The 19,847-nt window shown below is 43.7% G+C and carries 10 protein-coding genes; all 10 read right to left on the minus strand.

What is annotated here, in order from left to right; genetic code table 11:
• Positions 1 to 105: 105 nt before the first annotated feature.
• The gene (locus tag BXY_RS12480; RefSeq protein ID WP_004310359.1) at positions 106 to 1,401 is read right to left on the minus strand and encodes an acetylxylan esterase; all 1,296 of its coding nucleotides are present in this window, start codon (positions 1,399 to 1,401) and stop codon (positions 106 to 108) included.
• A gap of 5 nt (positions 1,402 to 1,406) precedes the next feature.
• Complete coding sequence (locus tag BXY_RS12485; protein WP_004310360.1) at positions 1,407 to 2,477, minus strand: endonuclease/exonuclease/phosphatase family protein; 1,071 nt, start codon at positions 2,475 to 2,477, stop codon at positions 1,407 to 1,409.
• Positions 2,478 to 2,499: 22 nt separating this feature from the next.
• Positions 2,500 to 4,272, minus strand: a complete 1,773-nt coding sequence (locus BXY_RS12490; protein WP_004310361.1) for a RagB/SusD family nutrient uptake outer membrane protein — start codon at positions 4,270 to 4,272, stop codon at positions 2,500 to 2,502.
• A gap of 11 nt (positions 4,273 to 4,283) precedes the next feature.
• A complete protein-coding gene (locus BXY_RS12495) occupies positions 4,284 to 7,316 on the minus strand; it encodes a SusC/RagA family TonB-linked outer membrane protein (protein WP_015532086.1) in 3,033 nt (1,010 codons plus the stop codon).
• 12 nt (positions 7,317 to 7,328) lie between these two features.
• Positions 7,329 to 9,167, minus strand: a complete 1,839-nt coding sequence (locus BXY_RS12500; protein ID WP_004310363.1) for a RagB/SusD family nutrient uptake outer membrane protein — start codon at positions 9,165 to 9,167, stop codon at positions 7,329 to 7,331.
• Positions 9,168 to 9,186: 19 nt separating this feature from the next.
• Positions 9,187 to 12,426: a SusC/RagA family TonB-linked outer membrane protein gene (locus BXY_RS12505; RefSeq protein ID WP_008776109.1), complete on the minus strand. Its 3,240-nt coding sequence runs from the start codon at positions 12,424 to 12,426 to the stop codon at positions 9,187 to 9,189.
• A gap of 28 nt (positions 12,427 to 12,454) precedes the next feature.
• The gene (locus tag BXY_RS23585) at positions 12,455 to 12,817 is read right to left on the minus strand and encodes a hypothetical protein (protein WP_015532087.1); all 363 of its coding nucleotides are present in this window, start codon (positions 12,815 to 12,817) and stop codon (positions 12,455 to 12,457) included.
• 71 nt (positions 12,818 to 12,888) lie between these two features.
• On the minus strand, positions 12,889 to 14,202 hold the full coding sequence (locus BXY_RS12510) for a leucine-rich repeat domain-containing protein (RefSeq protein WP_243442491.1): 1,314 nt from the start codon (positions 14,200 to 14,202) through the stop codon (positions 12,889 to 12,891).
• Between the two features lie 37 nt (positions 14,203 to 14,239).
• Complete coding sequence (locus BXY_RS12515; protein ID WP_015532089.1) at positions 14,240 to 17,749, minus strand: alpha-galactosidase; 3,510 nt, start codon at positions 17,747 to 17,749, stop codon at positions 14,240 to 14,242.
• The gene (locus BXY_RS12520) at positions 17,746 to 19,845 is read right to left on the minus strand and encodes a glycoside hydrolase family 36 protein (RefSeq protein ID WP_015532090.1); all 2,100 of its coding nucleotides are present in this window, start codon (positions 19,843 to 19,845) and stop codon (positions 17,746 to 17,748) included. The genes BXY_RS12515 and BXY_RS12520 overlap by 4 nt, the downstream gene beginning before the upstream one ends.
• Positions 19,846 to 19,847: the final 2 nt, after the last annotated feature.

The raw sequence follows: 19,847 nt of genomic DNA on the forward strand, positions 1-19,847 counted from the left end.
CACCGGAAGAGAATTCTATTTAACAGAATTACTCTTCCGGTTTCTAACCTAACTAACCTCTTGTTATAGTGTTTGTGCCTGTTTCGTTTTTATCAGTTCAGATTATTACCACACTACATACTGATTGAAAAAACGAGTACTTTCAGCAATCCATGAGTCCATGTTCTCATAAGCTGCAAAGTGTCCTGATGTAGGGTAACATATCCAGCGTTTAGGTGTACGGATGTGATTGTATGCTGCAAAATTTGTATGTGGTGGTGTAATGTTGTCCTGAAGTCCGAATCCCATTAATACTGGGCATTTGATCCATCCGGTCAGATTCTTCAAGTCAAAGTAAGTTAGTAATGAGAATATTTTATCTTTGTCAATATTCTGCCGGGCAGCTCCTTCGAATACCAAGTTGGCAGGCCAGTGAACCAAACGGAAATAATCGGGATAGTCTGACAGAAAGGGTACGATAGGCGCAGCTGCGGAAATACGATGGTCGAGTGACGCTGCTGCTAATGTGAGCGCTCCACCTTGCGAAATACCTGTAGCAAAAAGGTTTTGTCCGTCAAAGCATGGCTGAGCAAAAATAAAATCAATACTGCGGACTGTATCAGCAAAAGCACCTCTGTAATAGTAATGTTTGGGTGAATCCAGTCCGAAAGCAATCCACTCACCAAAGCGGTTATAAGGTTTGTTGAGGCCTTGTCCACGGGGTGGAATGACCAAGATACACCAACCGGGATAGTCGTCGGGACTGGGAATCCAGGTGACGGCATCATAACCTTGATAAACCACTACGGCCGGATGACTCTGACCATCTGTAGGGACTGCCCAATACCCCCGTAAGATTTCTCCTTCAAGCGAGCGCATTTCTACTTCGTAAACATCACGCTCTGGCTTCGAAGATTCAGGTAGACGTGTCATTTTATAGGCAGGGTGTACACGTTTAAGTTCGGTGATGGTTTTATTCCAAAATCTTTTTAAGTTAGGGGGACCATCCGGTTTGGATAAAATCTGTTCGGCTTCGTATCCAAAGAAGAAATGTTTCAGAGTGTCGGTGCCGGCAATGAAACAAACCTGGTAAAATCCGGGAGTGAGATTCGTGAGAGTGACTGATGCACGACTGCGAAAGCCTCCACCGGGAGCTATCGAATCTGTTCCGAAAGAGTAGGTTATAAAGGTAGACGATACAGCATTGCCGAAATCTGTTGCAATGTCCATGCGTATCCTATCCGAAAAACCTGACTGTGCAGATGTCAATTCCAGCATGAAGCGTACTGGATGTTCGTTATCGAACATCCAGTTTTGCTCAACAGGAATATTGAGATTTATGGTCTTCTGTGTATAACTTCTTATTGAGTATCCGGTCAGGAGTATAATGACGTATATCCACTTTTGCATCCTGTTAATCATTGTAATTACTCTTTGATATAAAACGTAATCAGCACTCCTTTATGATCGCTTGGCCACTGATTGTTTACGGGCGGAATGATTGGATCTTTGGTTTGTTCTTCTATTCTTTGTCCGCGTACAATAGAGCCTGTTGGACCTACTATCTGGGCACTTTTTATTTGTAGATTTTTATTTGGATAATAGTAAACGAAATCAATTCGTTCGCGTTCATCTGCCTCCGGTGCCCATGAGAGATTCTCTGGAATGACTGATTTATTGTCTGCTGGAAAAGTGAATCCCGGACATTTCACCGGATCGGGATGAATTACCCGGTAGGCATCTTTATATCCCCGTTGAACCAACAATTTGGAAGTTCCCCAATTGACGATACATCCGCGATGATCGAATAGATCTTTTGTATCGGCCTGCCAATCCAGATAAGAAGGCTCATTCAGATCTCCGGCAAAAAATACGAGTGCTCCTTGCTCTAGCTCTTTGGCAGCGTTGTTGATAAAAGCTTGGGCGGATTCTATACGGTCTGATTCTTCGCAGACAGCAAGTATCTTGTTTACATCAGTGATAGGAGCCGGAAGTTTATCCCAATTAACGCTACCGTCATTGTATCCCCGGGGATAGTAACAGGTGTAGTAACGATACTCTGAATGTGCCGGGTAAACGGCCACTCGTTTCCCATTGACATCCAGAATCGCTTTGAACATCCATTTGTTGATGCGTTCTGTCTCTTTGATCGGATATTTTGATATGACCGCTCTTCCGTCTATTCGTGCATCGTAATAGATGAGTCCCTTATCTTTAAGCCCTTGCATTAGTTTAGGCATCACGGGATCGTCTTGTGGACCTTTATATAATTCGCAAAATGTAGCAATGTCTGGCTGTAGGGTAGCAATCTGTTCTATCAGATATTCCGGAGCATGCTCCACCTTGGTACACTCCACCCATAAGTTGAGTTGAAGGAACTTAATCTCTGTTTTCTTTCCTGTTTCTTCTTCCGGTACAGATACTTCCGTATCGGTTTTAGAACATGCAGTGATAACAGGAAGTATGGCAATAATAATAGTTAATAACCACTTTTGCATAATCTGTATTTTTTAGATTTGATTACCAGCCCGGATTCTGACAGTTAGTTCCTGAAGCATTCTGTAACCGGATCGCTTCGTCACCCGGTATTGGATATAATAGGAATTTTTCACTATATGCTTTTCGGTTATTATCTACTACAAAACGGGAGTAACTTCCATCTGAGTTTGCCTTCATTCCGGTAATTACTTTATCTGTTTGATCCAGCATCTTCCAACGGCGTACATCAAAGAAACGGTGTTCTTCAAAAGCAAGTTCTACGCGTCTTTCGTTCCTGATTCGCAGACGAAATTGATCACAGGATAATCCGTAAGGAATGCCTGGCATACCTACTCTGGAACGTACTGCATTGACTGCGTCTACGGCATCATTGGGTACAGTTCCGGTAGTAGATGCTTCATTAGCTGCCTCTGCATAATTCAAATATAATTCAGCCAGGCGGAACTCTTTGAAGTAACCATCCAGATTGCCGGAACGTCCGGATTTATAATGTGAGAACTTACGCGTATAATAGCCGGTACAGGTGTAACGTGCGTTACTGGGATCAAGTGCACAGTTTCCTCCTGTCTTGGTTGAGAGTAGTGCACCGGTTTCCAGGTTTAGTTTGGAACCATCGTAATAAATAGAAGCTTTAAGACGCGGATCACGGTTCTCATACGGTTTGGCTCGATTGTAGAGACCTTCAACAGCCGAATTCAAGTTAGGCTGCAGATGATTGGCATCTAGATAAGGGCTCTCTAAATTGAGCAGAGGATAAGATTCTGTCATGTCACCGTTCACAACTTCATAGGCATCAAGTAGCTCTTGCGACGGACACGCACCGGCATCTGTCTGGCCGTCGGTAGTTGGCAGGCCAGCATAATTCCACATATACATTTGTCCAACTTCCATAATGGTTTCTTTGTCATTAACTACCGGCAAGTCAGTGCGCGAATAGAAATACACATCATAAGGAGAATAACCAGCTGTAGCATTCGGCTGTTTCTTATAAAGTTCATAATTGTTCGCCAGACAGTCATCCAGAGACTTTTTAGTAATTTCTGCGGCTTCTGTCCAAGTGATTGTTCCGTCATTGTACAGAGGACTGGCTGCATAGAGTGATATCTGTGAACGGATGGCTGCACAGATGGCTTTTGTCATAACGTGACGGTAATTCTCCTTATCTAAGGAACGCCATCCCCATTCTTCAACAGTGGGAATATCAATAGCAGCCTGACAATCAGCTAATATTTGGCGGGCACACTCGCCAAATGTACCTCTTTTAACCTTGGTATAATCGTAGTCGGGAGTTGTTATGATGGGAACACCTCCATAACGTTTCACCAATTGAAGATAATAGAAAGCGCGTAATGTAAGTACCTGTGCCTTGAAACTGTTACGTATATCTTCCGAGTAGACACTGGCAGTAGGGATATTGGCAAGAAAGATGTTGCAGGCACGAATCCCTTGATAATAATAATTGTAGTTTTCCGGATTTCCTTCGATGCCCTCCAGCGGATTGCTGAAGGGAGATAATTGTCCTTCATTCCATTTGCGGGTAACTCCGTTCTGTAGTTCCCAGGAATCTTTGGCTTCATCCGTACAACCAGCTAGCATGGTATAGTTATAGTTCATTCCGTAATTCAGAATCCATCCATAACATTGATTCATATAAGTATACGTTTTACGGTTCGTGGTAAACAAATCGCTGTAATCCGTACGGCCGTCCGGATGATCTTCAATTTCAGTACATCCTATGAATGAGGATAATATGAGCAAGGAGAATACTCCTGATATGATTTTATTTATTTTCATAACTTCAGTCTTTAGAAATTCAGGTTAAGTCCTATGTTAAATGTTCTGTAAATGGGGTATACAGAGTAGGAATATTGTTCCGGGTCCAGATTATCGAACTTGAGAGATGAGGTGGTCAACAAATTGGCTCCGCTGATATAGAATCTCATTTTCTCCAGTTTCAGCTTACTGCTCCAACGTTTAGGAAGTGTATAACCTAATACTACATTCTTCAATCTCATATAGTTATTTTTGGAATAGAAGAATTCATTCGATTGGAGACTTGAAGAGCTTCCTGTGGTCAAAGCCGGATAGCTGATTTTTTCATTTGCCGCATAGCGATCTGCTGTCCAGGCATTACGGTGCAGGTCTGTGTACACTCCTTGGTAAGCATTATCGAAGATACCGCATCCACTGTAATAGGCTGCTGTACCTGATACACCTTGTAACTGAACATACAAGTCAAAGTTTTTGTATTCCAGTTGAATAGAACCACCATAAGAAAGTGTAGGTAGTGTCTGGGCTTTGTCCATCGGTGCCTGGTCACGCTCATCTATATTTCCGTCGTTATTTAAGTCTTTGTAAATGAAATCACCTGGGCGCGGAGAAGCACCAGAGAATCGCAGACCGCTTTTATCTATTTCCTCCTGGCTATTATAGTAGCCGTTTCCGTTGGAATAGTCAATCAGATATCCGAACTGTTGTCCTGCAGAATAGCCGGTTTTACGATATGGATAGTAATATCCGCTGGCGGTACGGTTCAACTCTTTTATGTCAGTTACTTCATTTTTATTGTATCCCATATTCCCTCTGATAGTCATTCTTAATCCACATTTCAGATTCTTGATATAAGATAGTTCAAGATCAAATCCTTTGTTGTTCATCTTACCCAGATTTTCAAATGGCAGATTTTCACTGGCGATACCTTGTGCAGAAGATACACTGTTATTTTGGATAGCCATTTGGGTCTGTTTCACGTTCCAATAATCAAATGTGATACCTAGTGAGTTGAATAAGGTAACATCTATTCCGTAATTTTGCTGGAAAGATTCTTCATAATGGATATACGGATTACCTTGCATACCTTCTACAGTATGAAAGCCATAGTAGTTGCTTAGTAAGTAACCTGCATCTTTATAACGTACATCTGTAGCATACAGGAAACGGGTGTCAGATATCTGGTCATTACCCAGCCAGCCGGCAGATGCGCGTATTTTGAGGAAGGACAACCAATCTGTGTCTTTCAGGAAACTTTCGTTGGATACCACCCAAGCGGCAGATACTGTCGGGAAGAATTTAAAACGGTTACCTGGTTTGAACTGTTCTGTGCCATCATAGGTAAAGTCTCCCTGTATATAGTACCGTGAATCATAGCCGTATTTCACATGTCCCATTAATGACAAACGATCGTATGGGAGATCACCGTTTTTCATCATATTCTCATTGAAATAGCTGACAAATGCATCTACTTCATGTTTGCCTCCAAAAATACGATTATAGTTGATGAATCCTTGGAAGTTGATAAAGTAGCGCATATTAGCGGTCTTACTTAAACTTAGAGGAAGAGTGGTGTGAGTACCGAAAAGTCCGCTGCCATTGGCTGCATAACGTGCGTAGTCAGTAGAACCATAGATTGTTCCGTCATAGTTTGCTTCATAACCTACTATTCCTTTTACGCTCAATCCTTTAGTCAGGAATCCCAGATCCAGATTCATTCCATAAGCGACGTTCAGATTGATACCTGTTTGATGGCTATATCCGGAGCGGTTGATAAGTCCGTAAGTAGGATATTCATTGTATTCTGCAGTAATCACTTTTCCGTCTTCGGTGATAGGTCCAGGTACGGTGGGGGCCATCTGATAGATCGAATTCATGATATCTCCTGTCCCGTTGTATCCTTGATTCATCCGGTCGATAGTGACATTTGTGTTAAGGAAACAGTTTAGATAACGATGCAGAGTGACGTCCACATTAGCTAAAATGTTGAAGCGATGCAATTTGAGTGCAGGATTATAATTATCATTCTTCTCTGCATCAATCAGGCTGTTTTGGTGAAGATAACCGGCATTAACAAGGTATTTAACCCGGTTGTTACCTCCGCTGATATTTACGTTGTAACGTTGCATACTGGCTGCATCATTCATAAAAGTGTCATACCAGTCGTGTCCCGGCATAGTTCCATCTGTAAACCCGGCTATTTCATATAAAGAATAGAGTGGAGTGCCACCGTCATTGAGTAAGGCCTGGTTACGCATTTGTGCGTATTCACCGGTACTTACTATTTTAGGACGCTGGGTAGCCTGTTGTATGGAGAAGTCCATGTTCACATTTACTTTAGTACGTCCTATTTCGCCTCTTTTTGTAGTAATAAGAATTACTCCGGAAGAAGCTCGCGGACCATATAATGCTTTAGCTGCGGCATCTTTCAGAATACTGACAGATTCTACAGTGTTGGCATCGAGTGTATTCATATCGAATAATGGAGCCGGAATTCCATCGAGTACAACCAAAGGTGAATTACCGTTTATGGAATTCAGACCACGTATATACATCGTTGTTGCATCATCGGCTGGTGTGCTGGTGGATTGGATAGAAGTCAATCCTGCCAAGCGTCCGGTCAGCGTAGCTGAAAATCCGCTATTAGGTGTTTTAACTAACTCTTCTCCCTGAACGGTAGAGATTGCTCCTGTATAACCTCCTTTTCTCTCTTTCTGCAGCATGGCTACTTCGAGAGATGTATCCTGACCGGCGATGTCTGATATCAGACAAAACTCTACCGGTTTATTCAGAGTGAATTTCATTGTCTGGTTCCGATATCCCGGAATCTTACAAATGACCATACTGGCTCCCGACGGAATCTCCATGATGAATTTTCCGTCTTTATCACTGCTTGTGGTGTATTCGGGATTGTCCGGGACAGAAATGATTGCGCCGTCTAAAGGTTCGTTGCTCTCATTCCGCACCACACCGGATATAACTTCTTGCACTTGTGCCCGGCATACTTCATTGCCTGTGAACAGGCATACGATGCACAAAAGTGTGATTATTCTGTTTTTCATATACATTCTGTTTTATGATTACCATCCTGCATTTTGCCACGTCTGTCCTGTCGTGCCTTCCAATACGGCTGCTTCATTGGCAGGGATAGGATATACGTGCCATTTCTTTTCATAACTCATTTTGCTCGGTTTGCTGCCGTCTGTTCCTAGATTGATTCTTTCATAAGAGAATGAGTTTCCATTTTTGGTGATTCTCATACCTGTGGTAAACTTCTCATTTTCCATATTCTCATTGGCGGGTGTCCAACGGCGGATATCGAAATATCTGTCTTCTTCACAAGCCAGCTCTATCTGGCGTTCGTGGCGTACCAATAAACGAGCTTCGTTCTTGTCGTTTGTCGACAGATCAACCGAAGGATCAAAACCTGCGCGATGACGGATTTCATTGATCCATTCCAGGCCTTCGGTAAGGTGTCCGCTTTCAATAGCGGCTTCGGCGGCATTCAGATAAATTTTGCCTAATCGGTAAAAACGGAAACGGCCATCATATCCAGCCACTCCGGCTGCCTTACAGTTACCGTTTACCATTCTTTTTCTCCAATAATAACCGGTACGTGTATTCGTATTTCCACTTGTACGGATTTCGCTATTTCCTCCCACGTACGTTTCTACTACTGCCGGTTCCTTTCCTAACAGCACAGGACTGTTATTATAAAAAATTGTAGCCTGGAAACGAGGATCACGTCCCTTATAAGGGTTGGCTGGGTCATAACCGCTATTAGGGTTATAATTAGGTGACAGATGCTTCTCATCGTTATAAGGTTTCGATAAATCCAGTACAGGCTTTCCTGTTGCTAGCATATCATAGGCGTCTACTAATTCTTGGGAAGGAACAATAGTTAATTGAGCGTTTCCCAATACCGGAGCTCCGATAACGTCATACAAAGGATTGGTGTATGGGTCGGGCCAATAGCCTTCGGTACTTTGCCAGATTGTTTCTTTATCACTGGGATCTGTTCCGATATAGTTATTGAGCGTAAAGTACTCCATATAAGCATTGTTATAGTACTTTTCAGTATCCGCACATTTAGTATACAATTCATATCCATTGGCTTTCAGCTGTTCCAGACAGTCTTTGTTGATTGTGTAAGCCCATTCCCAAAGATCTTTGCCGCCATTGTTGTAAGTGCTGGCTGCGAATAGACATGCTTCGGAACGGATAGCCATTGCGATACCTTTGGTCATTCTGATCTTCTCGTTGAGTGTTGTCAGTCGCCAAGGGAGGTTGCTGGATTGCAAAGCTATTTCGCAATCATCTACAATGAATCGGGCACAGTCTTCGAAAGTAGGACGTGATAGAGTTGAATAATCATAGTCTAAACCGTATGGCTCTTTCTCAATAGGCACAGGACCATACCATTTCAGTAACTCCATATAGAAATAAGCACGGAGTACATGAGCCTCTGCTACCCAACGGTCACGGTCGCTTTCTCTTGGTATGGCGGCGGTGGCTGCCCGTTGGAGGAATGTGTTGATAATACGGATTTGCCCCCAGTATAACTGCCAGTATCCTCCTTCTGAGTAGGTGTCACCCATATCTCTGCGAACGTCGAGATAGAAGTCGGTGGTGGTACAGTTGCCGGATGCGGCATGTGCAAAGCCGGCACCGGAACCATCCGTGCAATCCCACGCTTCATCACTAAGTGCTACGGGATAGTTGCTCCAGAAATGATATCGTAAACTCTTTTTAGGCAGATAGTCAAAGCAAGTACTGAAATAAGCTTTAGTCAGATCGGGATCTTGGAATACTTCGTCCAGTGATAATCTTCCGTCGGGAGCTACATCCAACGCTTCATTACAAGAACTGAATGTGAGCAAGGAAGCAAACATGCATATATAAATCAATCTTTTTTTCATATCGGTTTTGTTTTAGCCGTTAAAATGTAATATTTAAACCTACATTGTACGTACGCATTGTTGGATAGGCTGCCGGACTGTTTTGTTCGGGATCGAAGCTGTCAGTCTTCAGGTGAGTCCATGTATACAAGTTGTTACCACTTAAATAGAAACGTACATTGGAAGCACCGATTTTCTTGCTGATGCTTTCCGGTAATGTATATCCTACTTCTGCATTTTTCAGACGTATATATGAGGCATCCATGATAAAGAAGTCGTTGGGCTGCAAGCTCGGGCCGCCACTGCTGGACAGACGAGGATACGTAATCTTTTCGTGATTATTATAGCGTTCTTCGCTCCAACGTTCCATGTGCATCTTGTAAAAGTTGCCGCTGCTTTCATAAATACCGGCTCCTGAATAAGTCTTGCTGTATTGGCCTACTCCCTGCAACATGATAGAAACATCGAATCCTTTCCAGTTGGCAGATAAAGAGAAACCGTAGTTGATGCGAGGCAATAGGGAGGAATAGCCAATGGGAGCCTTGTCACGGTCATTGATGACACCGTCTCCGTTGAGATCTTTATAAATAAAGTCTCCGGGTTCCGGTGTTCCTACACCTTCATAAGTCAGTCCGCTCTTGGCAATACTCTCGTCGCTATAGAAGAATCCTGTGCCGTCACGCCCTTTTTCAGGATCATAGCTGTGGTCGATGATATATCCCCAGTTTTGTCCTAATGAGAAGCCGGTGGTGCGGGTGCGATAAGCATAATCCTTACCTAATAGTGGCTCGTCATATTCCAATACTTTGTTTTTGGCATAACTGAAGTTTGCATTAGCAGAAACAGATAGCCCGTTTTTGAATTGTTTCTGATATCCGAGGACCATTTCGAATCCCTGATTCTTTACTTCACCATCGTTCATCAGTGGAAGAGCGGATGAGGGAAGACCTTGAATCATAGGAGTAGTCTGCGGGATAATCAGAATATTTTTTCTTTTTTCAACAAAGTAGTCAAATGAGAAGGAAAGATCATGATACAAGGATATGTCTATACCATAATTCTGTTTTTCAGCTGTTTCCCATGTGATGCTTTTGTTTCCTATGTAGTTTTCGGCTATCTTGTAACCTTGTCCCCAACCGGAACCATTGGAAGCATATCCCAAGCTTGGGGATAACCAATGATCTCCTTTACTGTCGGTGACTACGGAATATTGACTGATATTATCCAGATAAAGGAAACGGGCTGAACCGAAGGCGTCGTTACCAACTTTTCCCCAAGAAGCTCTTAACTTCAGATTGGTCAAAACCGGATTATCCTGAAGGAAGCCCTCATTAGTAATCAGCCAACCGAAAGAGGCAGCCGGGAAGAGACCAAATCGTTTGTCCGGTGAAAATTGTTCAGAGCCGTTATAACCTACGTTGACCTCTGCAAAATAACGTCTGTCATAGTCATAAGTTGCACGTCCGGCAATACCGATGACGTTGTAAGGAAGCAGTAGGTCACCGGATGTTTCTTTGGATTCTTTGATGTCCCGTTGAGCTAGAAACATAGCAGTGACATTATGCTTTCCGGCGAAGGTCTGGTTATAGTTGATTTGTCCCTGTAAGTTCATAACCCAATAAGATTCGGAAGACTTTGTGAGTTCAATCGGGCCGTCTTCGTCCTCCAGGCTAGGATGGCGATTGATAAACAAATGCTCTCCTGAAGCTAATGTCTGATACGTATACCAGGTATAGGAACGTTTTCCGATTGTTTTCCCAAATCCTTTGGAGTCGAAAGATACCTGGCCTTTGACAGAGAGCCCTTTAGTGATAAATCCCAAATCTATTTCTACTCCTCCGATAACATTGATTCCCGATCTGGTTTCCAGTTGATAGCCCGAACGGTTGATTAGCGGATATGCACTCAATGAATTGTTGGCGGGATCTTCTACGGATAATCCGGCACCAATAGGGAAAGTACGTATAGCATCAGTAGCGTATGCACCTTCCGGGGTGAGATACATGGAAGTAGGGCGTGAGGTCAAAGCGCTGTTGAATACACTTGACATACTTGCGGAAGTTCCGTTGATCCGTTCCAGATAAGAGGAAGCGTTTAAGTTAATCTTTACCGACTTATTGACTTTGTAGTCGATATTTGAGCGGAAGTTGTAGCGGTCTAATGAAGACTGGGCATTGTATCCCAACCTGGATTTAGGTTCTACGTTGAACATACCTCCCTGATGCAGATAGCCTGCACTTACAAAGTATTGAAGTTTGTCCGAACCTCCCGAAACGTTCATGTTGGCTCTGGTCATGGGAGCATAATCTCTGAACAAGATATCTTGCCAGTTATTATTCGGATAAAAATCCGGGTCTACAGGATTACCTGTTTTCCATGAGTCGAACTTATCAATGTCCGGCCCGAGGAATTCAGCGGAATTTCCGTCGTTCACGAGTGCTTCATTGCGAAGTCTGACCCAGTCCCATGAATCCAGACGTTCGGGCTTGAAAGCGATTTCCTGCATGCTGAATTCTACATTGGCACTGATACGGGCAGTTCCTTTTTCACCTCTACGAGTGGTAATCATTATCACTCCGTTGGCACCACGTACTCCGAATACTGCTGTTGCGGAAGCATCTTTCAATACGGAGATATTAGCAATCTCGTTCGGGTCGATAGATCGCATATCGTCTACAGCTACTCCATCTACCATAATTAATGGGTTTGTTCCGTTTGTAGTGGCAGCACCACGCAGGAACATGGTGACTTCGTCACGTCCCGGTTCACCGGAGGTCTGGATAGTTGTCAATCCTGGGAGTTTTCCGGATAAAGCGGAACTTAGGTTGGGCGATGAGGATTTCATCAAATCTTTTCGATCAATGGAAGCTACGGAACCGATGACAGAAACCTTTTTCTGGGTACCGTAAGCTACCACTACAACTTCCTCCAGGTTCGCTACGTCCGGATGCATGATGATACGCATGTCTTTTTTAGCAGGAATGTCCTGCTTTTGATAACCTACATAACTGATTTCCAGTATAGCGTTGGGGGCAACCGATAAAGAGAAACGACCGTCTATGTCTGTAATAGTACCATTCGTTGCTGCTCCTTTTTCTATGACGGAAGCTCCGATCAGGCTTTCACCGGACTCGTCTACGACGACTCCAGAGGCTGTTATTTTAGACTGTTGCTGTGTCAGGGTAGCATCTCCGATATCCGATGCATTTCCTGTAACGGGAATACAGATTCCCAACCCAAGCAACAGGCACATTTTGTATAGCCAATAACTTTTTTTCATAACTATAACGTTTAAGATTGTTTTCTGTCTAATTAAATGAACTCAACATTTTATCCTTGTCGTATCCTATGTATTCATAGCGTTCTATCCGGACACCTTGATTCTTTGCGGTAATACATGGGCTTGTGCCATTCCATGGGCTATCCATCCACCATTCTTCTACTAGTAGCTTCCTTTGAGTTGAAGAGCTGTCGGTAAATGAGAACTGAACTTTTGAGGCATCTACAGCTCCACCGGAGTAACCTAGTACGGAATAAGTACCTGCCAGATTACGCAGATCAACATAAGTGAGCGGACAACCGGATGCATTTAGTGATGTGATGGATTTGCACCGGTTTATATCCAGATATGCTAATCCCGGATTGTTGCTCACATCTATAGAGGTTATCATATACTGATCGCCAGAAATGAATTTGGTTAATCCTGCATTCTTGGCACTGAAAGTCTGAATTCCTTTCTCATCTACCGGACCTGCCGTGTAGCTGGTACTGATTGCGTATTTACTAAGATCGATTTCTCCCAGATTATTTCCATCCAGAATGAGGTTTTTGTATCCGCAGAAGTATTGTAGTCCTTCCAGATTAGTGATTCCCTTATTGCTAAGATCAAGGGTCTGTTATTCCTGAAGTATTCAGTATTCAGAGCAGCCACTGTCAGAACTTTATCTCCATCGAATACATCCGGAACCAATGCTTTGAGTGCGTTTCGCAGATTGATATCAGGAATTTCTCCGTACTTTTTCATTGTCTTCTGATATTTTCCGTAACTGTAATAATAGTTGTTGTTTCCATCGGGATAGTCGTGCATCCAGTCGTACCCTTCCACTGTCACTCCATTATTGATGGCATCTACGATAGAACCGCTATTGCTGTAGTATGAGTCCATCCACCAGGATTCCATTTTCAGGAGTCGTTCTTTACTTGCGTCATCGCTGAAAGTAAATTTGAAGTCTGTGCTGTTGTAGTTCAGACATCCGCCATAGATACTGTGGTAATTGCGTACATCCAGATATACCAGTTTACAGTTTAGAGCAGAGAACTTCTCAATGTTATAACAATAATACAGGTCGACAGATTCTAGTTTGGTACTTCCATCTATGTTGAGAGATACCAATGTCGTGTTCGGCTGTTCCGAAGTGGCTAGTTCCAGTTTGGTCAGACCAGTGTTTTGTGCAGTCAGTTCAGACAGTCTGGATAGTACTTCTGCAGGAATTTCACTGATATCATTATTGTTGCAGATCAGTTTCCGAATGTTGCTGAAATATTCGAGTCCCTCCAGAGAAGTGATATTTTTATCGCTGATATTTAGTGTGCCATCAGTGAAAGTGACATATTTAGCACTGGAAGATATCTTTTCTCCTTTAAATATATCAGGGAAAAGAGCAGACAAGGCATTACGCAGGTTTTCGTCGGGCATAACTCCAACAGTACTGTTGATGACGCCTAATGTTCGCATTTTGCTACCGCGTACCAATACAAGTCCATAAGAATCTTTGGTGGCCGTAGAGGGGTAAAGTACCGTGATATGATCGGATTGTACTTCTCTGGTTTCCATGTAGATGGGCTGTTCGGTTCCTCCTGAAAGGGGAGAAAGAGCCAGTACATCACAGTCGATAAAGCCATTTCCCTGAATGGTAATCTCTGTGCCCAGGGATTCTTCCGAAATATCCGGAAGCACTACATTGGTTACTCCTAGGTCTGTGCCTAACTTTTCGTCTTCACATCCCAAAAGGAATACCATTCCAAGCATTAATAAAATGTAGAAATGTGTTTTCATAAATACTATTTGTTTAATGAATAAATAGAGTACATAGTTATTCTTGTTTTAAGACGATCACAGAATGAGCCGGAAGTAAACATAGAATTTTATCGTTCACTTTGAGAGGCTGGGCGTCCGGAGCCAACATTTGGTCTGTGGTAGGTAAACCGTCTTTGATATAACGGTAAACCTGATAATTCCCTTTGGTTTGCGTATGTTGGTTGATGAGGCTTATTGCTTTCTCCTGGTCCATTCCATTGGCGAAAACATATACCCATTTGCCATTTGTGTTTCGAACAGCAGTTCCTGCATACCATTCTTCCGGTGTTGCTATCGGATAGATTTCAGCTCCCGGGCGTATGAAACGTGTCAACAGAGAATAGGCATAGTACTGTGGGCGTACCTCGTAATCACTTTTGATATCGTTGTAGTATGGTTCCGAAGCGTATGTTTTCTTTACATACTTCCATAAACCCAGTTGCTGCATTGCTCCGTAGTCTGCATCCTTACCATAGTATTGGTCTATCAGGCTCCAATAGCTAACACCGCTTGCTCCTGCATTGAGTAGATTGATGGCTATGCGTGTCATGAGTACTCCTCGTTCATACAAGTCGATATCTTTTTGTCTGGTGGCACCTACGCATTGATTACCTCCGAATTCACCGATGAAATGGGCTTTCCCAACTGAAGAGGCCAATTGAGAGTTTTGTTTTTCCCAATCCAGAATTGTGGAGTTCGGAGTTTCGTAGCCGAAGATATAGGTGTGGGAGTTGAATACGTCAGCAACGTTCGCCAGTCCTTTCGTGCAGGCTGCCAGATATTTATGCGTTCCTGTACCTCCGTCTGAATTGTCAGAAAGGCTGAAATGTACTTTATTTCTTATTCCATCCTCTTTGAAACGTCTGTCGAGTACTTTACACATTTCAATATAGTCGGCGGTGGGAGCAGCTTTACCTTTGATGATATATGACCAATCTGGTTCGTTGATCGGAGTAATCTCTTTGACGCACGTGTATTTTTTGTTGTTGAGCAGGTGTTGTACAAGTGCGGAAAAGTTTTCGCTCCATTCTTCATAGTTAGTCGGGGCTACTACCCAGTTACCATAATTCCCTTCGGTCAGGAAATGTCCCGGAGGGGCTCCCCAAAGTACAAGGGTGACTTCCATTTTCTGTTCTTGTGCCATATCCAATACTTTGTAGAGTGATTGCATTTCTACAGAGTTGAAAGTGAAATTATGCCAGTCGATTTTGGATGCATCCGGATTGTCATTCTTTGGCTCATACCATTGTGGCATCACCATCACCCGTAAGCTTTGCAGTCCCATTTCTTTGACACGTTTCACAACGATGCGATCCCAGTCTTCAGCTTTAGCTCCATCATTGCGGGTCACATTTTGTGAGAGAAAGTGGGGATCTAGTTCTGCACCTATAGCACGGAGCTTTACACCGGTTTTCTTTCCTACAGAAAGTTTCTGTATGGCAGTTGTTGAACTTTGGTATTTGATTATCAGACTACTTTGCGGGTTATCCAGTGTCAGCGTGAAGCCGTTAGCCAGTTCTTTACCGGTTTTCTTTATAGCTTCTCCTGTATCTTTATTGGTGAGTATATAAGTGTGGTCAGGGTGTAGCCCTGATAAATTGACAGTATAGCTCTTGTCCGGATTGTCTTTGCGGCGGAAAGCTACGATGTATCCGCTGTCATCCGACGGACGATAAAGTTGGTATGCTAGCCAGATATTTTCCGAAGTAATGTTGTTTATTCCACTCAACGGATAGTAATCTTCATAGAAATAGGGGCGGAGTTCTTTGAACTCTGCCTGGCGGTCGCGCATATCATAGATGGATTGTCCAGCTTCGGTTATTTTCCAGTTGTAGATAATAGAGGTTCCGAGGCTGGAACGGAAAGTGAATTTATCGGCACTCACAGTTCCTGTACCATGCAGGGGAAGGTATAAGTTCAATCCGTAAGTATGGCATTGATAGCCGATTGGTTCTCCATAACTGTAATCTGTTCTCCACATCGGTGCACTGCGTGAGATACTTTCGAGGTCAATACGGCGTCCGCCACTGGCACAATTATCAACCAGCAAGCCCGGAAAGCGGTTCAGCAGATATTCCCAGAAAGAATAAAGTCCTTCAATGTATCGGATTTCGCAGATACCTTGTCTGCCAGGTTCATCATTGGCAGCCCAGAAACCTTCCGGCTCTATATTGAAATCCTGGCGGTAGTAGTCTATGCCATTTTCTTCGAGGAAGTCTCCGATATATTTACTCATCCATCGACATGCCTCCGGATTTCCGAGATTGAATAGATAAGAGTCGTGCTCACCATCTTTTGTCCAGTCTTCCTGTTTGGCTTTTCCTCTGGCATCCAACATCCATTGAGGGTGTTGCAGTGCCCAAGCTGAGCCTTTCATAACACGCTCCGGTTCAAACCATACCATGAACTTGGAACCAACTCTATGCACTTCGTCGGCGATGGGGCGTAATCCTTCGGGGAAACGAATAGAGTCGACGGTCCAGTTTCCTACGGTGTTCGCCCAATTCTTATGATTGGCTACATCTGCAGAGTGATTGTACCATCCGGCATCCAGCCAGAATACTTCGGGTACTAATTTGAATTGTTCATACCGTTTCACCATAGCAATGGCATAATCTGTAGTCAGGCAGGTATATTCATTACAGGGAGTAGGATCACCGTAGTTGAAACTGGTCGATATTGGATATACGGTCGGTTTACCACCTACTTTCCAAGTGTGGTGGGCTTGCACGAAACGGCGGAACTGGTTGTGTCCTTTCATCCGGTCGGAACCGTTCCAGAATGACAGGCATACACTGGAAGTGCGGATGCTCTCTTCCGGATACAGATAGGTTTTCAAACGTTCAATTCCGGAGGTAAGCGCTACGCTTTGCTGGTCTGCACAGCGCACATCGGCAAACCAGGTTCCTGTCCATCCGATGGCTACGATAACTCCTTGATTAGCCGGAGATTCAATATTGAAGAATGGCATACGCATTTGTGAAGAGCGTCCACCTTCCGGTCTCATATAAAGATTATCACCCGGAGACAAGATTGTAAGTTGCTGGCTGAAATCTGATTTGGATGCATGGCTGCCTTCGGAATGATGAAGGTTGAATGCTCCCGGATGCTGGTAGCGGAATGTGATATCAGACACTTTTATGTTGGCAATCTCCGGCGTATTTTTCTTTCCCTGGTTGGTGAAACGGAGTACCCATTCCACCGTATTGAAGTCGGTAAAGCCTTTCACTTCACATTCGACTTTTAATCCTCCGGATGGTTCACGATAAGTATAAAGGTATTTCAGAACCTTGGGATCGTCACTTTTCTGACGCGTAGCCGTATAAGACCAGCTTTTGATAAATTCCTGTGAAGGTTTACCTCCATATTCGAAAGAGAAAGGAGGGACCACACCGCGGGCAAAGTGGGTGGTTATCCATTGGCTGGTGTTTACCGGGCGGTCGCTCATGCGGGCTACCGTCTGTCCTGTTCCATTATGAGGGAACAGAAGCAGAATGAATAGATAATATAGTATTCTTTTTTTCATTCTTTATTCGGTTTTTCGTTGGTAACTTTATATTTTAGTAATAAGGAACTATGTGGCTTTTCGAGGATCAGTGGCAACTGACTGGTCAGTTCTTTTCCCTGATAGATTTTGCTCTGTCGGCTATCCATGTCTGTCACTGTATAGTATTTTTCCGGATCCACTCCTGAAAGTCTGACGGTGATTTTTTTGTCTTTGGAGGCGGTTCTGCGGAAAGCAACGATAATACCACTGTCGTCCGACGGACGATGCATTTGATAGGCTAGCCAGATATTATCCCGCGTCATGTCTTCTGTACCCGTCAGTGGGTAATAATCTTCGTAATAGTAAGGTCTGATTTCGTGGAATTCTTTCAGACAACGTTGCATTTCGTAAACGGAGGCATTTTTATCGGTTATTTTCCAGTTATAAATCAAAGCTGTGCTGACGCTTGAGCGGAAAGAATACGGATCGGTCTGTAAACTACCTGTTCCATGTAAAGGTAGGAAGAAATTCAGGCCATACGTGTGACATTGGTAGCCGTCCGGATCGTCGTAATGATAATAATCACTCCTCCATAGTGGTGCGCTTCGGCCGATTGTTTCCCAGTCAATACGTCGTCCCCCACTGGCACAGTTGTCTATGAGCAGGTTCGGGAATCGGCTCAGCAGATAATCCCAGAAGTAGTATAGTCCTTCGATGTGTCGTATCTCTTTCATTCCTGTACGTCCGGGCTCATCGTTGGCTGCCCAGTAGATATCCGGCTGCATATTGAAATCCTGACGGTAATAGTCTATGCTGTTTTCTTCGAGCATATCGCCTATATATTTACTCATCCAGTGGCAGGCTTCCGGATTTCCCAGATCGAACAGTAGGTAGGTGTCATTGTTGTGTTCGGGAATGTCGAGCATCCAGTCGGGGTGTTCTACTGCCCATTGGGTACCACGGATGACACGCTCGGGTTCGAACCAGACCATGAATTTAGCTCCTACTTTGTGTATTTCGTCGGCTACAGGACGAAGTCCTTTGGGGAAGCGCAATGTATCTACAGTCCAGTTACCGGCTGTGTTGGCCCAGGTCTTGCCATGTTCGAAGTCTGCAGCATCGGTGTTCCATCCGGCATCCAGCCAGAATACTTCGGGCTTCAATCCGAACTGTATGTAACGTTTCACCATGGCAATGGCATAATCGGCTGTCAGGCATGAGTATTCCGTACAAGGTGCGGGGTCCCGATAGTTGAATCCGCTGGAAAGAGGATATTCGGCAAATTTTCCGTTGATTTTCCGTGACTTGTGTGCCAGGACAAAACGGCGGAATTTATTGTGTCCTGCCATCCGGTCGATATTTTCCCAAAACATCAGACTGATACTTGGGGTACGAATTGTTTCCTGTGGACGTAAGTATAATTTCATGGTTTTCATTCCCGAAGCCATGGATATTGTACGATTATCTTGTGCGCATACATCTGCATACCAGGTGCCCGACCAGCCTACTCCTAATATGACTCCCTGTCCGGCAGGTGATTCAATGTTGAAGAAAGGAAGATAGTCCCCTTCTGAAGAGCGTCCTCCTTGTGGAGACATCTGTTTGGTTTCACCCGTTGCCAGAGTAACCGAACGTGGATGGAAATCATATTTGGAGATATGGTTTCCGTCTGCATAGTGTAACTTGAATTCTCCTTTAGAAGCGTATTGCATGGCAAGGTCCACTACTTTCACTTGTTCCAGAGTGGGAGAGTTGCTCGTACCTTTGTTGGTGAAGTTCAATACCCATTCGGCAGCCTGATAACTGGGATAGCCTTTTACGGTACATTCTACTTTCAGTCCGTTGGTAGGATTGTAGTAGGTAAAGAGATACTTTATCACATCCGCTTCTTCGGATTCTATCTTTTGCTGGGAATAGTCCCATTGGCGGATAAATTCTGCGGAAGGTTTCCCGTCACATATAAACGAGAACGGAGGTGTTTTTCCTTTAGCGAATTGTTTCTGAATCCATTTTTCGATTTCAGGAATGTATTTGGAGATTTTAGCCGTCGTCTGACCCACGGCTATGATGCTCCACACACTCATAATCAGTAATGAGAACAGGAATTTCGATTCGATTTTCTTGAAATGTTTCATTA

Origin of the sequence: Bacteroides xylanisolvens XB1A (assembly GCF_000210075.1) — a bacterium.
Classification (GTDB): Bacteria; Bacteroidota; Bacteroidia; order Bacteroidales; family Bacteroidaceae; genus Bacteroides; species Bacteroides xylanisolvens.

Bases quoted from the DNA above. Each gene is read 5' to 3' on its own strand.
- BXY_RS12490 (WP_004310361.1), bottom strand. From the start codon at position 4,272: ATGAAAATAAATAAAATCATATCAGGAGTATTCTCCTTGCTCATATTA.
- BXY_RS12485 (WP_004310360.1), bottom strand. From the start codon at position 2,477: ATGCAAAAGTGGTTATTAACTATTATTATTGCCATACTTCCTGTTATC.
- BXY_RS12520 (WP_015532090.1), bottom strand. From the start codon at position 19,845: ATGAAACATTTCAAGAAAATCGAATCGAAATTCCTGTTCTCATTACTG.
- BXY_RS12495 (WP_015532086.1), bottom strand. From the start codon at position 7,316: ATGTATATGAAAAACAGAATAATCACACTTTTGTGCATCGTATGCCTG.
- BXY_RS12515 (WP_015532089.1), bottom strand. From the start codon at position 17,749: ATGAAAAAAAGAATACTATATTATCTATTCATTCTGCTTCTGTTCCCT.
- BXY_RS12500 (WP_004310363.1), bottom strand. From the start codon at position 9,167: ATGAAAAAAAGATTGATTTATATATGCATGTTTGCTTCCTTGCTCACA.
- BXY_RS23585 (WP_015532087.1), bottom strand. From the start codon at position 12,817: ATGATAACCTCTATAGATGTGAGCAACAATCCGGGATTAGCATATCTG.
- BXY_RS12480 (WP_004310359.1), bottom strand. From the start codon at position 1,401: ATGATTAACAGGATGCAAAAGTGGATATACGTCATTATACTCCTGACC.
- BXY_RS12510 (WP_243442491.1), bottom strand. From the start codon at position 14,202: ATGAAAACACATTTCTACATTTTATTAATGCTTGGAATGGTATTCCTT.
- BXY_RS12505 (WP_008776109.1), bottom strand. From the start codon at position 12,426: ATGAAAAAAAGTTATTGGCTATACAAAATGTGCCTGTTGCTTGGGTTG.